Raw genomic sequence first — 19454 nt, 5'->3', positions numbered from 1 at the left:
CACGATATCCGCCGTCAGCCGCGCACCGCGCTCTGACCGGCGAGCACCGGCGTGGGACGCACGACACGCGACGGCTGCAGCACGGCGAGGTTGCCGATGAACTGGCGCGCGCTGTTCTCCCAGGAGCGGTCGAGCGCGAACGCGCGACAGGTCTCACGCGACATCGTCAGCGCCTTCAGACACGCCGCGCGCAGGTCCCAGTCGATCGCCCCGATCGGATGATCGGCGATGACGTCGAGCGGACCCGTCACCGGGAAGGCCGCCACCGGCGTGCCGCAGGCGAGCGATTCCAGTTGCACCACGCCGAACGTATCGGTCAGGCTCGGAAACACGAAGACGTCGGCCGCGGCCATGTGCGCGGTCAGATCCTTGCCGGTCTTCTCGCCGAGGAAATGCGCCGTCGGGAAGCGGCGCTCCAGCTCCGCCTTCTGCGGGCCGTTGCCGATCACGACCTTCGAGCCCGGCAGATCGAGCGACAGAAACGCCTCGAGGTTCTTCTCGACCGCGACGCGGCCGACGGTCATGAACACCGGGCGCGGCAGATCGAGCGCGACGGGCGCGTCCGGATTGAACAATTGCGTATCGACGCCGCGGGTCCAGAAGCCGAGCTTCTTGAAGCCGCGCGAGGCGAGATCCTGCCGGAGCGAATTGGTCGCCACCATCGTCATGGCGGCGGCATCGTGGAAGCGGCGCATCACCCAGTAGCCGACCGCATCGGGAATGCCGGTGCGCACCGAGACATATTCCGGAAAACGCGTCGTGTAGGACGTCGTGAATGGCAGACCGTGGCGCAGGCAGTAGCGGCGCACCGCCCAGCCGATCGTGCCTTCGGTCGCGATATGGATCGCATCGGGCGCGGCCGCCTCGATGCGGCGGGCGATCTCGCCGGCCCTGGTCACGGCGAGCCGCAGCCCCGGATAGGTCGGCACGCCGAACGATGAAAACCCCTCCGGCGTGAGGAAGGTGATGTCGGCACCTAATCCTGCAGCCGCGCGGGACAGTGACGTCAGCGTGCGCACCACGCCGTTGACCTGCGGGTGCCAAGCGTCGGTTGCGATTAAGATGCGCATAAGGCGATCCGGAAAGTTGCAGCGATTCTGAACGTCCGCAAATTCCGACATTGTTATTTCAGGCGTGTGACGTCATCGAACTGTCGAAGGTTCTTTTTGCCTCCTGCCGCCGTTTTCCCCGCGATCTCCAGCCGTTTGGCGCAGGAATTGTCTTGAAACCGTCATGAAACAAACGGTTAAGCCGACGAAACCGTTTTGCCTGCAGCGTGCAAACGCAACGAAACTTTTCTCCCCTATCAGTTGCAAGATCAGGCGCTGGTCAAGGCGCCCCAAAAATGATGACAGGCGACTGATTTCAAATCGCAGGCCGGCACTACGGCCGCGGCAAAGAGTGATCAAACAAGGGGACGTTCATGTTCACGTCAGGCACAGTCCGACCGCAATCACTCATTCTCTTCGGTATGCTGGTCGCGGGCGCAATCGTGGCAGCGACTCCGACGCAGGCAGCATCTCCCGCGCCGCTCCCGTTCCCATTCCTGCTGCCGCCGCCGGTATCGAGCTACGAGCCGCCTGCAGTGGCGCCACAGCTGATCACGCCGCGCGAGGACGAGGCGACGCCCTATGAGTTGCCGGCGCGCCTGCGCCGCCAGGTCGTGAACTACGCGACCCGCGAGGCGTCGGGCACGGTCGTGATCGACACACCCAACAAGTATTTGTACTACGTGCTCGGCAATGGCCAGGCGATGCGCTACGGCATCGGCGTCGGCCGCGACGGCTTCACCTGGTCCGGCGTTCAGTCGGTGACCAGGAAGGCCGAATGGCCGGACTGGACGCCGCCACCGGAAATGATCGCGCGCCAGCCTTATCTGCCGCGCCACATGGCCGGCGGTCCCGGCAATCCGCTCGGGGCACGCGCGATGTATCTCGGCGGCACCGTCTATCGCATCCACGGCACCAACGCGCCGGACACGATCGGCACGCATGTGTCGTCAGGCTGCATCCGCCTCACCAATCAGGACGTGATCGATCTCTATTCGCGCGTCAATGTCGGCGCCAAGGTGATCGTGCTGCCGATGGAGCGCCGCGCCGATCTCGGCCGAGTCACACGCTGACCCACGCCTGACGTTCCTTTCCTCGCCTCCCTGATCCTCCCTGACTGGACCGCCGTGGCCGCAAGCCCGGCGGTCACTTCTTTGCGCGGCCCGCGTCATTCACCATCACGGCCGATTGATGGCTCGCTTCCGTCAGCGGTTGCTCTGGCGCGCCTCCGTCCGGCCCTGTAAGCTTGGCAACTTCGCATTAACCGCGATCTCGCCGTTGCCGGAACGAGCCGGCATCGCGGCAGCGGGTGTCCGTGGATCCGACATGAAGCTTCCGATGCAGCGACCGGATTGGCAGAGCAGGCCGCATCCGCTCGCTCCGAAATCACAACAGCCGCCGCGACGCTCGCCGCCGCTGCGGCTGATCTTGATCGGCGCCGCCGGCCTTGCCGCCGTCGTCCTCATCGGCATCATCATTGCGGAAGTCTTCCTGTTCTCGGGCAGCACGCCCGCACCGCAGCTGGCCCAACTGGCGCCGCTGCCGCCTGCGACGCGCAACTCGATCATCATGGCGCCGGTCTCGATCTCGCTCGGCGCGATCCGGGATGCCGCCGAGAGAGCAACGCCGCGCAACTTTGCCGGCAAGGCCGACAACCCCGCCGCCCAGGTGCTGCAGAACGCCGACATCGGCTGGACGGTCAACCGCGGCGCCATTGCCGCGACCGGCAGCCAGGACACGCTGTCGCTGGCGACGCCGCTCTCCGGCCGGCTCAACGTCACGGGGTCGTTGTCGGCCAAGGCCACCGGCGCGCTCGGCGATGCCATCGGCGGCCTGCTCGGATCGGATGCCGCCAAGCAGATCGGCGGCATCAACATCAAGAACCTGAACGCCACCGCCGACATCAAGGGCAACGTCATCATCGCGATGCGGCCCCGGCTGGCGGCTTCCTGGTACGTCGAACCGAATTTCACGGCCCAAGTCAATCTCGGCGACACCGCGCTGACCGTGGCCGGAGCCAGGGTCAACGTGCCCGCGCAGATGAAGCCGGTCATCGACAAGACCGTCAATGATCAGCTCAACGTGCTCAGCGACAGGCTTCGCAAGGACCCGACGATGAGGCGCAGCGCGCAGGCGCAGTGGGCGCGCGCCTGCCGCTCGGTGCCGCTCCAGGGCACCGCTCCGGGATTGCCGGCGGTCTGGCTCGAGATCAAGCCGACACGCGCGCTGGCCGCGCAGCCTGCAATCGACTCCACGACGGCGAGCGTCACGATGGGGATCGAAGCGGAGACCCGGGTGACGGCGGCGGAGACCAAGCCGGAGTGCCCCTTCCCCGACAAGATCACCATCATTCCGCCTACCGCGGGCGGCATCAACGTCGCCGTTCCGATCGATGTCCCATTCACCGAACTCAACAAGCTCGTCGACTCGCAACTCTCCGGGCGGACGTTTCCCGAGGACGGCTCCGGTCCTGTCGCTGTCACCGTCAAGCACGCCACCGTCGTCCCGTCCGGCAACCGGCTGCTGATCTCGTTGCAGGTCAAGGGCAAGGAGAAGGAAAGCTTCTTCGGCCTCGGCGCCGAGGCGACCGTGCACATCTGGGGACGCCCCGTGGTCGATCAGGCGCAGCAGATTCTGCGTCTTGCAGATCTGCAGCTCGCGGTCGAATCGGATGCCGCTTTCGGCCTGCTCGGCGCCGCCGCCCGCGCCGCGGTTCCGCATCTGCAGCGCGCGTTGCTGGAGCGGTCGGTGATCGATCTCAAGCCGTTCGCCGACAATCTCCGCGAGAAGATCGCGAGCGCCATCGCCGAGTTGCAGAAGAACGAGAACGGCATCCGCGTCGATACCGACGTCAACAATCTCGCCCTCACCGACATCGCCTTCGATGCCAGCGTGCTTCGCGTGATCGCATCGGCCGAGGGCACGATGACGGTCCGGATCAACGCGCTGCCGGGCCTGTAGTCCCCAACCGCGCAACGGTCCCATGCACCGCCCCGCTTTGCGCGCGCCCGCGAACGCGGCTAGACATCCCCGCACCAACAACAATAATCTCGGGAGAGAAACAATGAAACATCCGGTGCAAGCGATCGCTGCCGCCATCGCGCTCGCGGCGCTCTGTGGAACCGCTCGGGCGCAGACGATCTCGGACGACGTCGTCAAGATCGGCGTGCTCACGGACATGTCGAGCCTCTATGCCGACGCCACCGGAAAGGGTTCGCTGGTGGCCGTCCAGATGGCCGTCGAGGACTACGGCGGCAAGGTCAAGGGCAAGAACGTCGAGGTGATCTCGGCCGATCACCAGAACAAGCCCGACGTCGGCGTCAACATCGCCCGCAACTGGTACGACAACGAGAAGGTCGATGCGATCTTCGACGTGCCCACCTCCTCGGTGGCGCTGCCGATCTCGGCGCTGACGCGCGAGAAAAACAAGATCCACATCAATTCCGGCGGCGGCTCCTCCGACATCACCGGCACGCAATGCTCGCCCAATACCGTGCACTGGACCTATGACACCTATGCGCTGTCGAACGTCGCCGGCAAGGCGATGGTCAAGCGCGGCGAGGACACCTGGTTCTTCATCACCGCCGACTACGCCTTCGGCCAGGCGCTGGAGCGCGACGCCGCCAACGTCGTCAAGGAGGCCGGCGGCAAGGTGCTCGGCGACGTCCGCCACCCGTTGAACTCGTCGGACTTCTCGTCCTTCGTGCTGCAGGCGCAGGCCTCCAAGGCAAAGGTGGTCGGCCTCGCCAATGCCGGCGGCGACACCCAGAACGCGCTGAAGCAGGCCGCCGAATTCGGCCTCGCCCAGAGCGGCCAGAAGATGATCGCGCTGCTGATGGAGATCACCGACGTGCACTCGCTCGGCATCAAATCGACCTCCGGGCTGATCGTGACCGACGCGTTCTACTGGGACATGAACGACGAGACCCGCGCGTTCTCCAAGCGCTTCAACGACAAGGTCGGGCACATGCCGACCATGATCCAGGCCGGCCTCTATTCCGCGACCACGCATTACCTGAAGGCGATCGAAGCCATCGGCACCGACGAGGCGCCCAAGGTGATGGCCCAGATGCGCGCGACGCCGGTCAACGACTTCTTCGCCAAGAACGGCAAGATCCGGATCGACGGCCGCATGGTGCACGACATGTATCTGTTCGAGGTCAAGAAGCCCGAGGAGTCGAAGGGCGACTGGGATCTCTACAAGCTGATCGCAACCGTACCGGGCGACGAAGCCTTCCGTCCGCTCGACAAGGGCGGCTGCCCGCTGGTGAAGTCGAACTGATCTGAGCGCAGCGCGCACGATCATCTAGCTCTCCTCAGACCGCAAGCGGAGCGGCAAAGACGGTCGGCTCCCTCTCCCCGTTCTTACGGGGAGAGGGTCGGGGTGAGGGGCAGCCGCACGGGCAGGCTTAGTTAGTAGCACCTTCCCTAGTCAGCCGCGCGCATCTCCGAGGTGATCGAGCGTCCCCGGCTCGTTCGTCACAAATCCCCAAATATGGATTCAGACCGCCCGTGCGGGTCCCCTCACCCCAGCCCTCCCCCCTGAAGAACGGGGAGAGGGAGCGCAGCGTCGCTCGGGTCGGAAGCTGGGTGCACGAGTCTAAAGGCGCACCGCTACGGGAGGTTGATCTGATCCGCGCGCGAACTGCGGCAGTGCTTCGGTAGTCTGGTGCAGTCAGCCCCACCGCAGCACCCCTCCGCCCCCCGTCAGGCTTGACGCGCCCACACGAAAGCCGCAACACGGATGTAGGCGGTGTCCAGGCCTTGCCGGACGTTGCCGCCAGGAAACATCCCGTAACAAAATTCTTCGCAAAACGCCGCGATTCTAGGTCAATTGATCAGCATGGCCCAGACACAACCTCACATTCTCGTCGTGGAAGACGACCGCGAGACGCGCACGCTGATCGCGAAATACCTGCGCAACAACGCCTGCAACGTGACCACCGCGACCGACGGCCGCGAGATGACCCGCATCATGGGCGATCATCGCATCGACCTGCTGATTCTCGACGTGATGCTGCCCGGCGAGGACGGCCTGACCTTGTGCCGCAAGCTGCGCGCGGAATCGCAGGTGCCGATCATCATGCTGACCGCGCGCGGCGAGGACGTCGACCGCATCCTCGGGCTGGAGATGGGCGCGGACGACTATCTGCCAAAGCCGTTCAATCCGCGCGAGCTGCTCGCCCGCATCAACGCCGTGCTGCGGCGGCAGGCCGCGGCGATGACCGCGAGCGCGACCGAAGGCGCCACGGCCCTCGGCTTCCTCGGCTGGAAGATCGATTTCCGCCTGCGCGAGCTGCGCAATCCCGAAGGCGCCCGCGTTGCGATGACGAGCGCCGAGTTCGATCTGTTGCGCACCTTCTGCGAGCGGCCCGGCCGCGTATTGTCGCGCGACAGCCTGCTCGATTTGACGCAAGGGCGCAGCGCCGGCTCGTTCGAGCGCTCGATCGACGTGCTGGTCAGTCGCATCCGCCGCAAGATCGAGCCGGATCCGCAGGAGGCGACCATGATCAAGACCGTGCGTTCCGGCGGCTACATGTTCACGCCCGTCGTCGAAGTGGTGACGGCGCCGCAAAGCCATTGACCGGTTGGAATCGGGTGGCAGTGTCATGATGTCGTTCGGCTTTCTCAACCTCAAGGGAATCCGCGGCCAGATCACGGCGCTGGTGGCCATCTCGATCGTCGCGCTCCACGCCATCATCACTGCGACGTTCCTGATCTATCGCGCTGAGCAGCCGGAAGGCGAGAACGAGGCCGGCCCGTTTCAGCTCGCAACCGTCGTCCATGTGCTCGGACGCGCCCCTGCCGGCGACCGGCCTCGCTTGATGGCCGACATCGCGCACGCCTATCCCGAGTTCGACATCAAGACCCATTCCGGCCCGCTGCCGATCGCGCCAGGACGAGCGCCCGAACCGGGCGCGGATGCCGAAGGCGCACCGCGCGCTGCCGAGCAGGGCTTCGGGCCTCAGGGCGTTCCCGAGGTCGGACCTCACGGGCCCGGCGGCTTTCGGGGCCTGGGTCCCGGCTATCGCATCTTCATGACGCCGCCGGGACCAGGCGTGCGCCGGGTCATTTTCGCGCTGCCCGATGGCGACATGATCTCGGCCAAAACACCCGACCGGCCGCACCGGCCGCCATTCTGGGGCGCGCCCTGGCTCACGACAATCATGTTCGCGCTGATCAGCATGACCCTGCTCGGCCTGTGGGCCGCACGCGCGCTGACCTCGCCATTGTCGAGCTTTGCCAAGGCGGCCGAGAATTTCAGCCTCGATGGCGATGCTCCCGCATTGCCCGAGCGCGGTCCTGAAGAAATCCGCTCGCTCGCACGGGCGCTGAACCGGATGCGCCAGCGCATCTCCGCTTTGATCAACGACCGCACCAAGATGCTGGCGGCCATCAGTCACGACCTGCGGACGCCGCTCACCCGCATGCGGCTGCGCTGCGAATTCGTCGAGGACGAGCTGCAGCGCAGCCGCATGCTGGCCGATCTGGATCAGATGCATGCGATGCTGGGCTCGGTGCTGTCGTTCCTGCGCAACGGCCGCAAGCTCGAGCCGATGACGCTGGTCGATATCGCCAGCATCCTGCAGCTCGTGGCCGATCAGTTCGCGGATGTCGGCCACAACGTCATCTATGTCGGCCCGACACATGCGATGGCGACGGTGCGGCCGGACGACCTGATGCGCTCGGTCACCAATCTGGTGGAGAATGCCGCGCGGTTCGGCAAGGAAACCGTCGTCAGGCTGACGGTGTCCGGCAAGTGCCTCACGATCGACGTCGAGGATGACGGTCCGGGGATCGTGGATGCGCTCAAGCCCGACATGCTCGAGCCGTTCGTACGCGGCGACGATGCCCGCAACATGGATGAAGCGACCGGCTTCGGGCTCGGCCTGTCGATCGCCAAAGCCATCGTTCAGGCGCATGGCGGCGAGCTGTCGCTGCATGATCGCAAGCCCTGCGGGCTGATCGCCCGCATCGAGCTGCCGCTGAGCCAGACCACCTTGCGTCCCGCAGCCTGACGCGCGAACGCGCCCGGGCAAGCCGGGCGCGCCGCGTCGACGATCAGCTGTTCGTCGGTGACGCGATTACTCCGAGTACTTGAACTCGGGCATCGCCTTCAGCTGGTCCTTGGTCGAGTTGATCATCGCGTGGTCGGGATACCAGCGGCTCTTCGAGCTCATCGACGACGAGGACGAGGTGCCGGTGGCGGCGCCGGTCGTCGTGGTCGAGGCCGGCGGATTGGTCGACGACGTCGTGCCAGCGGCCGGAGCGGTCGAGGCGGTGTTCGACTGCACCGGCTGATCCGAGAACTTGATCTGGTCGAACGACACTGCAACGAGGTGCTCGCCCATGCCGAGGAAGCCGCCGACGCCGATCACGACGCCCTTGACGTTACCGCTCTTGTCAACGAGCAGATCGTCGATGGAGCCGACATTCTCGTTGTTGTTGTTGTAGACCTTCACGCCGACCAGCTTCGAGCTGCGCCAGTCCCCCTGATAGGACGCCGCCGTGGTGTCCGCACGGGTCGTGGTGCTGGTGGTCGTGGTGGTGCTCTCCGCGGCGAACGCCGCGGTCGCGAGCAGCAGGGAACCGGCGAGGCCGGCCGCAACAGTCTTCATCACCATGTGGTGTCTCCTCTCAGTGAATGGTGACTAGAGAACTGCAATCGACACTCGGCGTTCCGCCGGAACCACGATTTCGTCACGTTGCGCGACAAGCCGCCTCACCGCAGCGCGGCAGTGCTAATCTGTGACGGTTCTGCTGGATGTGGTTGACGTCGCGAAAACGGCATTGGCTCAGTTCTTGACGAACAATGCACACTACTTGCCGCGGTGACGGTCAGCTCCCTCTCCCCGTTCTTACGGGGAGAGGGTTGGGGTGAGGGGCAGCCGCACGGGAAGTGTATGTGGTGAGACCTGTACCCCCTCACCCGGCTTGCATCTTCGATGCAATCCGACCTCTCCCCGCAAGCGGGGCGAGGTGGAGCGGAGCAAGCCGCCACGGCCGTGCTTACATCGGCATCAACGATAGACCGTCTGTTCAGTATTCCGTTTGAGTCCCATTGAATTGCTGAGCCCCGCGCACGCCTGAACCAACTACGCCGCCAGTGCACCATCCTGGTCGACGGGCTCGGCGTAGAAGGCGATGGTCTCGAAGCGGTAGTCGCAGAGGCGGCAGTGCCAGAGATAGGCGGTGCGCCGGCCATCCCTCTCGACCCACGACGGCAGGGCGATCGGCTCGGCGCATTGGGCGCAGGGATTGTTGCGCGGCAGGTCGAGGACGCGGACTGCGAACTCCGGGTGGTCGGTGTCACTGAATTGAATGTCAGGTGATTGAATGCCGGCTGCCTTCACGGCCATGACGCGCTCCCTGTCTGTTCAGTTTTTTTGAATGAGTCAGGCTTGCTGTCGAACTGACAGCGACCATCATAAGCGCCCGCGGACTGATTTGCACGCGCCGGGATGCCGCGCGGCATCCGACCTCACGCGGATGCGATCGATGCCTTTGATTCAATTGCCGCCGGCATCGACCGCCGGTTCCGCACGATGACGGGCACCCGCCTTGCGCAGATGGATGGTGGCGATGTCGTCGGCATAGACCTTCTGCCAGCCGTCGACGTGATCGAGCAGCTTGGTCGCCGCGCTCTGCGTGCGCAGCAGCGTCGCCTCTATGTCGTAGTCGCTGAGCAGGCGGAACAGATTGTCCGGCTCCATCAGGCCGGATGCGGCGTTGTGATCGACGAAGAACTTTTCGCCATAGAGCTCGGTGCGCCCATCGATGAAGGGTGCAACACCGGTCGAGATCAGGTAGCCGCCGAAATCATAGTCATTGAGGACCCGCGTCAGGTTGAGCTTCTTCAGCTCGGTGACGGCAGCAACCGGCGTCCCGCGCAAATTGGGCGCGTAGCTGAGGATCGGCAGCGATGCGATGGTGGCAGCGCCGAGCATGAGCACGACGGCCGACGTCAGCGATGCGCGCGCCCCGCCCGCGATCATCGACAAGGGCTGCGTGCCAATCTGCCGAGCCAGCGGCGCCGCCAGCGCCAGCGGGCCGACGAGCGCAAGAATCTCGGCAGCGCGCGCCTGCGCCAGCGCCATATGCAGCAGCCCGAGCAGCATCAGGATGCGCACCGGCGGCAGTTTGATGCCGTGGAACAGGGCAAAGCCGAGGGCCGGCAGCACGCAGATCTCGAACGGGCCGAGCCCCTGAAAGTCGGTCGCCTTCCATTCCACGATCAGCGGCAGCGCCTGTCCGAGCGCCAGGATCTTCTGCGAGGCGAGCAGCGCGTTCCAGCCATAGGGCGTGCAGCAGCTCGCCGCCAGTGCGAGCGCTGCGAAGGCCGCCCAGCGCAGCGCCAGGCCGCGGCGGGCCGAGGCATCGGCATTGACGAGCGCATCGAGCGCGGCGGGCGCGATGAAGAACAGGCCGAACACGAAGCCGCCATGGAGGTTGGCCCACAGCGCGATCAGCAGCACCAGCGCCGGGGAAGGCGCATCCTTGCGATCGGCCGCATCGACCAACCCGGCGATCCAGGCGACCAGGATCGGGAAGGCCAGCACATGCGGCCGCGCCAGCAGATGTGGCAGGCAGAGCAGGAACGCCGCGACCACGAACAGCAATGTCGTGCCGTCGCGCAGATGCCGGCCCAGCGCGCGCGCGAACAGCGCGAACGCCAGCGCGATCGCCGAGGCCGCCAGCACCACCGGTCCGCTCCAGCCGGCGAGCGCGTAGGCGCCGGCATAGGCGACCTGCGCCAGCCATTGCGTCGAGATCCAGGGCGCGCCGCGCATGGTGAAGGAATAGACGTCGACCTCGGGCACCGCGCGGTGATCGATGATCCACTGCCCCACCGTGACCTGCCACAACGTGTCGGGATCGTTGAGCAGGCGGTTGCCGGAGATCAGCACCAATGCATACACGCCGGCGCCGACCCACAGCGGCAGCAGCGCATGAGCCGGCCGGGCGGTCGCTTCGGTGTGGGTGACGGACAGCGTCATCTCTGGCGTGGATCTCGGTGGTGGTAGACTCGTTCCAGCCAAGCATGGCCGGTCTAATGCGGCGTAAACCCGCCTCCGAGCCCGTATCTGCCCGGCCCGCCCGAACGCCGAGAGCCTCATTTCTGCCACATTATCGCCCGGCGTTCGCACCAATTACGGTGCGTAAAGTGTAAATGTGTGCCGGGGGGCTGCTTGGCACGCGCGTGGTTCCCGGGGGATCCTGACACATGAGACGTCTTGTGCTGACGGCCTGCATCGCGGGCCTTGCCATGGCCGGCCACGTGCCGTTTGCCGCGGCCGAAGATGCGAGCGCCGCGTCCGATACCGCCAAGTCCAAGACCGGCAAGACCGCTGCGAAGGGCAGCACCGCGATCAAGCTCGCCCATGTCCGCTCCGACGGCATCAAGGAGCTTGCCGCGCGCAGCGCCGTCACCAAGGCGGCGCGCGAGGTCGAGGCGATCGAGGCCGTGAGCGGCGCCGACACCACCCCGCCGATGGACGCCAATGCTGCCGCGCCGGCCGAGGCCGATGCCGTCCCGGCCGACGCGCCCGCCGCCGAGACCCGCGACACCGACCGCAAGGCGGCCGATGCGAGGCCCAAGCACATGAACACCGGACATCCGCACATCGACGCGCTGGTCGCCGTGCACGCCGCCGCCAACAACATTCCCGAAGCGCTGATCCATCGCGTGATCGTGCGCGAGAGCAAGTACCAGAAGGACCTGGTCGGCAGCTGCGGCTGCATCGGCCTGATGCAGATCAAGCTCGGCACCGCGCGCGGCCTCGGCTACACCGGCGACGCGCAGGGGCTGCACGATCCCAACACCAATCTCACCTATGGCGTGCGCTATCTCGCCGGCGCCTACCGCGCCGCCCATGGCGATCATGATCGCACCGTGCACTATTTCGCCAAGGGCTATTACGAGGAGGCCAAGCGGCAGCGCGTCGCCGACGCCCGTCCCGCCGGCCGCTCCGAGCGGACCAGCGCGCCACTCGACATCACCCCGAAGATCGCGACCGGCCGTCACGCGCGGGCGCACTGACGGCATTTGGTTCCTCACCGCCCGTCCCAGTCTTTCCGTGACACTCCGTTGACACGGCGCCGTATCGGTCTATTTTAAGCGCGTTCCGAGGGGAGCTCCGAGGGGGAGCTGAGATACCGCAGCGTGATGCGGTGACCCTTTGAACCTGATCCGGGTCATGCCGGCGAAGGGACAGGGATGCAGCAGACAACCACGCGCGGGGATTCTCCCGTATCCATCATTGGCGCCGGCATTGCCGGTGCCTGGCAAGCCCTGCTGTTCGCGCGGGCCGGCCACGATGTCACCCTGCACGAGCGCAGCGACGCCGAGCTGATGCTGTCCACCAGCCACTGGGCCGGCGGCATGCTGGCGCCCTATTGCGAGAGCGAGGTCGCCGAGCCGATCATCAGCCGGCTCGGGCTTGCCTCGCTCGAGCTGTGGCGGCGCGAGTTGCCGGACACGCCGTTCAACGGCTCGCTGGTCGTGGCGCATGCGCGCGACCGCAGCGACTACGACCGCTTCGCCCGGCGCACCTCCGACTATCAGCGGCTCGACGCCGCAGCGCTCGCCGCGCTCGAGCCGTCGCTCGAGGGCCGCTTCCGCGAAGGCCTGTTCTTCCCGGCCGAGGGTCATGTCGAGCCGCGCCGCGTGCTGCCGAAGCTGCATCAGCGCATCGTCGAGGCCGGCGGCCGGGTGGTGTTCAACAGCGACGTCAAGGCGTCCGATCTCGACGGGCTCGTCGTCGACTGCCGCGGGCTGGAGGCGCGCGACGCCGAGCCGGAGCTGCGCGGCGTCAAGGGCGAGATGATCCTGATCGAGACCGCGGAGGTGCAGCTGGCGCGCCCGGTGCGGCTGATGCATCCGCGCTGGCCGCTGTATCTGATCCCGCGCGAAGACAATTTGTTCATGCTGGGCGCAACCTCGCTCGAGGCCGAAGACACCGGCGTCTCGCTGCGCTCCGCGCTGGAGCTGCTGGGCGCCGCCTATGCGGTGCACCCCGCGTTCGGCGAGGCGCGCATCCTCGAATTCGGCTCGGGGCTCAGGCCGGCCTATCCCGACAACCTGCCGCGCATCACCATCAAGGGTAGCTGCGAGATCTGCGTCAACGGCCTCTATCGCCACGGCTTCCTGATCGCGCCGGCGCTAGCGCAGGCGACGCTGAACTACGTCGCGCACGGCCAGATCGACAACGAGGTGATGCGATGCGCGTGACCGTCAATGGCGAGGCCCGCGACATCGCTGCGACCTCGGTGGCCGCGCTGCTGGCCGAGCTCGACTACGAAGGCACCCATTTTGCGATTGCGCTGAACTACGACGTCGTGCCGAAGAGCCGCTGGGCCGAAGCCACGCTGAAGGCCGGCGACGAGATCGAAATCATCACGCCGCGGCAGGGAGGGTGATGATGCCGACGGAGTGCTCGCTCTCACGTCACCCACAGCTGTCGTCCCCGCGAAAGCGGGGACCCATAGCCACAGGCGACCGTAATGACGCACGATCTCTCCCCGCGTGCCCAAATGCGACATCACGCGGTATGGGTCCCGGCGTGCGCCGGGACGACAAGGGGAAACAGCGCGCGCCCCATCCACAGCTGTCATCGCCCGGCTTGACCGGGCGATCCAGTACGCCGCGGCGCCGCAGCTTAACTGCGCTGCCTCTGGAATACTGGATCCCCGCTTTCGCGGGGATGACACCTCCAGTTGCGGCGACCACCGTCCGGAATGACGGAGACAACTAATGCCTACCTTCTACGACAAGACCTTCACCTCGCGCCTGCTCATCGGCACCGCGCTCTACCCCTCGCCGGCCATCATGCAGGACGCGATCCGCGCCTCGGGCGCCGAGATCGTCACCGTGTCGCTGCGGCGTGAGGCCGCCGGCGGCAAGTCCGGCGATGCGTTCTGGAAGCTGGTCCGCGAGCTCGGCGTCACCGTGCTGCCGAACACCGCCGGCTGCCGCAGCGTGCGCGAGGCGGTGACCACCGCCAAGCTCGCGCGCGAATTGTTCGGCACCGCCTGGATCAAGCTCGAAGTGATCGCCGACAACGACACGCTGCAGCCGGACGTGGTCGGCCTGGTCGAAGCCGCCACCATCCTGATCAAGGACGGTTTCGAGGTCTTCCCCTATTGCACCGAGGATCTCTCCGTCGCGACGCGGCTGGTCGATGCCGGCTGCAAGGTCGTGATGCCCTGGGCGGCGCCGATCGGCAGCGCAAAGGGCATCATCAACCGCGATGCCTTGAAGCTGCTGCGCGACCGCCTGCCCGACATCACCCTCGTCGTCGACGCCGGCCTGGGCGCGCCGTCGCATGCGGCCGAGGCGCTCGAGCTCGGCTACGACGCCGTGCTGCTCAACACCGCGATCGCCAAGGCCGCTGACCCGGTCGCGATGGCGCGCGCCTTCAGGCTCGGCGTAGAGGCCGGCCGCACCGCCTACGAGGCCGGGCTGATGGACGCCCGCGATTTCGCCTCGCCCTCCACCCCTGTCGTTGGGACACCGTTCTGGCATGCCGTATCCTGATCGCTTCTATCCCGTCGTCGACAGCCTCGCCTGGGTCGAGCGCCTGACAAAACTCGGCGTCGGCACCGTGCAGCTGCGCGCCAAGGACCTCAATGACGGCGAGGCGCTGCAGATCGTCACCGACGCGCTCGCCATCACCAGGGGCACGGCGACGAAGCTGATCGTCAACGACTACTGGCGCGCGGCCATCGTCGCCGGCGCACAGCACGTCCATCTCGGCCAGGAGGACCTCGCCGACGCCGACGTCGCCGCGATCAAGGAAGCGGGCGTCACGCTCGGGCTCTCCACGCATGACGATGCCGAGCTGGAGACTGCGCTCGCCGCCAGGCCGGACTACGTCGCGCTCGGCCCGATCTTCCCGACCACCTTGAAGGCGATGCGCTTCGCGCCGCAGGGCATCCCGAAAATCACCGAGTGGAAGAAGCGTGTGGGCACCATCCCGCTGGTCGCGATCGGCGGCATCAAGCTGGAGCAGGCCGCGGACATCTTCGCTGCCGGCGCCGACTCCATCGCCGTCGTCAGCGACGTCACCCAGAACGCCGACCCCGACGCCCGCGTCCGCGCCTGGCTCGATGCGGTGAAGGAGCCGGCATGATGCGCGCAGCATTTGCGAATGCGTCTGAGAGCGATTGCGCACTGAGGCGAGCCATGCGCACGCTCTACTCCCCTCCCCCTTGCGGGGAGGGGTCGGGGGTGGGGGTCCACACGAAGACCGCCCGTGTTGTACCCCCCACCCCAACCCTCTCAGCGCGAGCGCAGCTCGTCGCGCCCCGCAAGGGGGGAGGGAGCCTGAACAGCGTGCGCCCCTCACGCCAACAACTCATCACCACTCTCGGCTCGATGCGAGCGGGCAGCAAGCGCGGTGCGCTCTCTCCGTCAGTACGAGCGGAGCGACGTGTCCGCCGAAGCCCGCAGGACGGAGGCGGAAGCAATCCAGAGCCACGCGCCGCTCTGGATTGCCTCGTCGCTCACGCTCTTCGCAATGACGTTCCCCATTCACTCCGACAACAACAATTGACAAGGAGGATCCCATGAACATCCGCTCCAATCCCGACACCACCCTGCCCGCCGTCACCACCGGCCCGCTGCCGTCCTCGCGCAAGATCCACGCGACCCCGGACTCGGCGCCCGACCTGCGCGTGCCGCTGCGCGAAATCATCCTCTCCGAAGGCGCCGGCGAGCCCAATTTGCCGGTCTACGACACCTCCGGCCCCTACACCGATCCGACCGTGACGATCGACGTCAACGCCGGCCTGTCGCGCGCCCGCACCGCCTGGGTGCGCGAGCGCGGCGGCGTCGAGGAGTATGTCGGCCGCGACATCAAGCCCGAGGACAATGGCAATGTCGGCGCCGACAAGGCCGCAAAGGCCTTCACCGCGCATCACAAGCCGCTGCGCGGGCTCGACGGCCACAAGATCACCCAGCTCGAATTCGCCCGCGCCGGCATCATCACCAAGGAGATGATCTACGTCGCCGAGCGCGAGAATCTCGGCCGCAAGACCCAGCTCGAGCGCGCCGAAGCCGCGCTCGCCGACGGCGAAAGCTTCGGCGCGGAAGTCCCCGCCTTCATCACGCCTGAGTTCGTGCGCTCGGAGATCGCGCGCGGCCGCGCCATCATCCCCTGCAACATCAACCACGCCGAGTTGGAGCCGATGATCATCGGCCGCAACTTCCTCACCAAGATCAACGCCAATATCGGCAACTCGGCGGTGACCTCTTCAGTTGAAGAGGAAGTCGACAAGATGGTGTGGGCGATCCGCTGGGGCGCCGACACCGTGATGGACCTCTCGACAGGCCGCAACATCCACACCACGCGGGAATGGATCCTGCGTAATTCGCCGGTGCCGATCGGCACCGTGCCGATCTACCAGGCGCTGGAGAAGTGCAACGGCGACCCGGTCCAGCTGACCTGGGAGCTCTACAAGGACACCCTGATCGAGCAGTGCGAGCAGGGCGTCGACTACTTCACCATCCATGCCGGCGTGCGGCTCGCCTACATCCACCTCACCGCCAGCCGCGTCACCGGCATCGTCAGCCGCGGCGGCTCGATCATGGCCAAGTGGTGCCTCGCGCATCACAAGGAGAGCTTCCTCTATACGCACTTCGAGGAGATCTGCGACATCATGCGCAAGTATGACGTCTCGTTCTCATTGGGCGACGGCCTGCGCCCCGGCTCGATCGCCGATGCCAACGACCGCGCGCAATTTGCTGAGCTGGAAACTCTTGGCGAGCTGACCAAGATCGCGTGGGACAAGGGCTGCCAGGTCATGATCGAGGGCCCCGGCCACGTGCCGATGCACAAGATCAAGATCAACATGGACAAGCAGCTCAAGGAGTGCGGCGAGGCGCCGTTCTACACCTTGGGGCCGCTGACCACCGACATCGCGCCGGGCTACGACCACATCACCTCCGGCATCGGTGCGGCCATGATCGGCTGGTTCGGCTGCGCCATGCTGTGCTACGTGACACCGAAGGAGCATCTGGGTCTCCCTGACCGTAACGACGTCAAGGTGGGTGTCATCACCTACAAGATCGCGGCCCACGCCTCCGATCTCGCCAAGGGTCATCCCGCCGCGCAGCTGCGCGACGACGCACTGTCCCGCGCCCGCTTCGACTTCCGCTGGACCGACCAGTTCAATCTCGGCCTCGACCCGGAAACCGCAAAACACTTCCACGACGAGACCCTGCCGAAGGAAGCCCACAAGGTCGCGCATTTCTGCTCGATGTGCGGCCCGAAATTCTGCTCGATGAAGATCACCCAGGACGTCCGCGACTACGCCGCCACGCTCAACGATCCGGCGACGGTCGGCATGACCATCAGCGGCACCATCGAGGACGGCATGGCCCAGATGAGCGCCAAGTTCAAGGAAATGGGCGGCAGCGTGTATCTGGATGCGGAGAAGGTGAAGGAGAGCAACAAGGCGTTGTCCTGACGTCCCCTCGCAGATCAAGTCACCGATAGATCTTTAAGACCTTCGCCATGCCCCACATTTGCCTTGGCTAAATAGGGGCATGGTGTAAGACTTCTCGGGTTTACCTCTGGGTGTTATGGGTCGATTGAGGAAGGGCGCTTTGATAGTCACGCACCTTGCTATACAAAACTGGCGCAACTTCCGAACATCGGAAGTCGACCTGAGCGAACGCACCTTTGTTTTGGGCGCGAACGCTTCCGGAAAGTCCAACTTTCTGGACGTATTCCGCTTTCTTCGAGATGTCTGCTCTTCGCAAGGGGGCGGGCTACAAAAGGCCATCCAATCGCGCGGCAATCTTTCGAAGGTCAGATGCCTGTCTGCACGACAAAACCCCCACATCGAGATCGACGTCACGCTAAAGCCGTCATTAGACTCCGATGAGAGCTGGCGTTACATTCTCTCGATCGCGCAAGAGCCTCGCGGGTTTCGTCGACCAATCGTACAAAAAGAGATCGTGTACAAGGACGGCAAAATGATCCTTGAGCGTCCAGACAAGGACGACGGCTCCGACCCAGAGAGGTTGATTCAAACACATATCGAACAGGTCAATAACAATGTCGAATTTCGCGATGTAGCTCGATTTTTTGCATCAACAACCTACCTCCACCTAGTTCCGCAATTGCTCCGATTTAATGATGAAATCCAAGGTCGCACTATCGAAACAGACCCATTTGGCCAAGGCTTTCTCGACCGCGTAGCGAAAACCCCAGCTAGATCACAGAAAAGCCGGCTCAGCCGAATTGAACGAGCGCTAAAGATCGCGGTACCGAATCTGGAACAGCTGAAGTTCGAACGCGACGAAGCGACCGGGCGCCCTCATCTTGCTGCTCTTTACAAGCATTGGCGTGCAAATGCAGGTTGGCAGAGAGAGGATCAGTTTTCTGACGGCACCTTGAGATTGATCGGGCTACTGTGGGCTCTTCTCGAAGACGACGCTCTGCTTCTACTTGAAGAGCCCGAACTCTCGCTAAATTCTGCTATTGTCTCTAAATTGGCACCGCTGATCTATCGGCTTCAGCGACAACGTCGCCGGCAGGTGATCCTCAGCACTCATAGCGTCGACTTACTCTCTGATCCAGGTATAGCCGCCGAGGAAGTGATACTGCTGGACACCTCAGGTGAGGCAACCAAGGCAGTCAACCTTCGAGAGGTTTTCGATGCATTCCAGCTTGTAAAATCTGGCTTCCCCATTAGCGAGGCCGTACTCCCTAAAACCGCCCCAACTCAGATAGATTTGTTTGCTCAAGTAGATGACTGAGATCATCCTGTTTTCAGAAGATACGCTTATAGAACAAGCGGCTCAGAAAATTATCGCCGTCGAAAACTCCACCCTTACTGTTTCAAACGTCATGGGACGGCGTGGCTTTTCGTATTTTCAAAGTCGGATTGCTCAGATCCGCAGATCAGCCGTGTCACTCAAGTTTTTGATCTTCTTAGATGGAGATGAACTAGGAACAATTTGCCCGGGCAATGCCATTGAGCAGTGGTTTCATACACGACATCCAGACAACATTCATGTTAGATTCGCATTTCATGAGGTCGAGAGCTGGCTACTGGCCGACAGGCACAATTTGGCGACATTCCTGAACGTCTCTGCTAGTGCAATACCTGTTGTCGGAGACAAGGTTCGAAACACAAAGGAGCTACTCATCCAACTGGCTCGCCGAAGCCGTAGCCGCGAGATACTGCAGGATCTCGTTCCACCTTCAGGATACACTTCGCCGGTTGGTCCGGCATACAACGCCCGCATATCAGAATTCATCCAGAACAATTGGGATGTCAAAGCTGCATCTGCCGTAAATGATAGTTTGGCTCGTGCGTGCAGGCGCGTCTCAGAAATAAAGTAACGAATTCGGCGTGAATGGGCCCATTGGATGATGCTCGCCGCCGCTGACG

Annotated in this window: 17 protein-coding genes and 1 riboswitch; of the genes, 13 read left to right on the top strand and 4 right to left on the bottom strand. The window is 64.7% G+C overall.

Translation table 11 applies throughout. The features are described 5' to 3' along the window. Positions 1-14 precede the first annotated feature (14 nt). A complete protein-coding gene (locus S58_RS09385; protein ID WP_015665051.1) occupies positions 15-1070 on the bottom strand; it encodes a glycosyltransferase family 4 protein in 1056 nt (351 codons plus the stop codon). Positions 1071-1423: 353 nt separating this feature from the next. Between S58_RS09385 and S58_RS09380 the strand changes: the two genes are divergently transcribed. The 5 genes from S58_RS09380 (at position 1424) to S58_RS09360 (ending at position 8068) form a co-directional block, all read left to right on the top strand. Further along, positions 1424-2122 (top strand): L,D-transpeptidase, encoded by a 699-nt coding sequence (locus tag S58_RS09380; RefSeq protein ID WP_015665050.1) that lies wholly within the window; start codon positions 1424-1426, stop codon positions 2120-2122. Positions 2123-2375: 253 nt separating this feature from the next. After that, positions 2376-4010 carry a DUF4403 family protein gene (locus tag S58_RS09375; protein WP_042339068.1) on the top strand — a complete coding sequence of 545 codons (1635 nt, stop codon included), beginning with the start codon at positions 2376-2378 and terminating at the stop codon, positions 4008-4010. Between the two features lie 103 nt (positions 4011-4113). Beyond that, positions 4114-5331, top strand: coding sequence for an ABC transporter substrate-binding protein (locus tag S58_RS09370; RefSeq protein ID WP_015665048.1), 1218 nt, complete (start codon positions 4114-4116; stop codon positions 5329-5331). 561 nt (positions 5332-5892) lie between these two features. Beyond that, positions 5893-6633, top strand: coding sequence for a response regulator (locus S58_RS09365; RefSeq protein ID WP_015665047.1), 741 nt, complete (start codon positions 5893-5895; stop codon positions 6631-6633). 25 nt (positions 6634-6658) lie between these two features. Next, positions 6659-8068, top strand: coding sequence for an ATP-binding protein (locus tag S58_RS09360; RefSeq protein ID WP_015665046.1), 1410 nt, complete (start codon positions 6659-6661; stop codon positions 8066-8068). A gap of 66 nt (positions 8069-8134) precedes the next feature. On the opposite strand, the gene S58_RS09355 is transcribed toward S58_RS09360, so the two are convergent. From S58_RS09355 to S58_RS09345, 3 genes are all read right to left on the bottom strand, one after another. Beyond that, the gene (locus S58_RS09355) at positions 8135-8674 is read right to left on the bottom strand and encodes a PRC-barrel domain-containing protein (RefSeq protein ID WP_015665045.1); all 540 of its coding nucleotides are present in this window, start codon (positions 8672-8674) and stop codon (positions 8135-8137) included. Between the two features lie 471 nt (positions 8675-9145). Further along, positions 9146-9409, bottom strand: coding sequence for a hypothetical protein (locus S58_RS09350; RefSeq protein WP_015665044.1), 264 nt, complete (start codon positions 9407-9409; stop codon positions 9146-9148). A 150-nt stretch (positions 9410-9559) separates the two neighbouring features. After that, on the bottom strand, positions 9560-11047 hold the full coding sequence (locus tag S58_RS09345; protein ID WP_015665043.1) for a hypothetical protein: 1488 nt from the start codon (positions 11045-11047) through the stop codon (positions 9560-9562). Positions 11048-11274: 227 nt separating this feature from the next. On the opposite strand from S58_RS09345, the gene S58_RS09340 reads away from it, so the two are divergent. From S58_RS09340 to S58_RS37410, 8 genes are all read left to right on the top strand, one after another. Continuing rightward, on the top strand, positions 11275-12090 hold the full coding sequence (locus tag S58_RS09340; protein ID WP_042339067.1) for a lytic transglycosylase domain-containing protein: 816 nt from the start codon (positions 11275-11277) through the stop codon (positions 12088-12090). A 78-nt stretch (positions 12091-12168) separates the two neighbouring features. Next, positions 12169-12280: riboswitch (TPP riboswitch) on the top strand. Next, positions 12268-13281 (top strand): FAD-dependent oxidoreductase, encoded by a 1014-nt coding sequence (locus S58_RS09335; protein WP_015665041.1) that lies wholly within the window; start codon positions 12268-12270, stop codon positions 13279-13281. (Overlaps the previous riboswitch by 13 nt.) Continuing rightward, the gene (thiS, locus tag S58_RS09330; RefSeq protein WP_015665040.1) at positions 13272-13469 is read left to right on the top strand and encodes a sulfur carrier protein ThiS; all 198 of its coding nucleotides are present in this window, start codon (positions 13272-13274) and stop codon (positions 13467-13469) included. Before S58_RS09335 ends, thiS begins: the two co-directional genes overlap by 10 nt. Positions 13470-13803: 334 nt before the next feature. Further along, the gene (locus tag S58_RS09325; protein WP_015665039.1) at positions 13804-14586 is read left to right on the top strand and encodes a thiazole synthase; all 783 of its coding nucleotides are present in this window, start codon (positions 13804-13806) and stop codon (positions 14584-14586) included. Next, positions 14573-15181, top strand: a complete 609-nt coding sequence (locus S58_RS09320) for a thiamine phosphate synthase (protein ID WP_015665038.1) — start codon at positions 14573-14575, stop codon at positions 15179-15181. Before S58_RS09325 ends, S58_RS09320 begins: the two co-directional genes overlap by 14 nt. A 436-nt stretch (positions 15182-15617) precedes the next feature. Next, positions 15618-17519 carry a phosphomethylpyrimidine synthase ThiC gene (gene thiC, locus S58_RS09315; RefSeq protein ID WP_015665036.1) on the top strand — a complete coding sequence of 634 codons (1902 nt, stop codon included), beginning with the start codon at positions 15618-15620 and terminating at the stop codon, positions 17517-17519. 139 nt (positions 17520-17658) lie between these two features. Next, a complete protein-coding gene (locus S58_RS09310; protein WP_042340667.1) occupies positions 17659-18816 on the top strand; it encodes an AAA family ATPase in 1158 nt (385 codons plus the stop codon). Then, complete coding sequence (locus S58_RS37410; protein WP_144058290.1) at positions 18809-19405, top strand: hypothetical protein; 597 nt, start codon at positions 18809-18811, stop codon at positions 19403-19405. The genes S58_RS09310 and S58_RS37410 overlap by 8 nt, the downstream gene beginning before the upstream one ends. Positions 19406-19454: the final 49 nt, after the last annotated feature.

Origin of the sequence: Bradyrhizobium oligotrophicum S58 (genome assembly GCF_000344805.1) — a bacterium.
Lineage (GTDB): Bacteria > Pseudomonadota > Alphaproteobacteria > Rhizobiales > Xanthobacteraceae > Bradyrhizobium > Bradyrhizobium oligotrophicum.
Note: the sequence above shows the minus strand (reverse complement) of the source record. Positions and strands in the feature narration are given on the sequence as shown.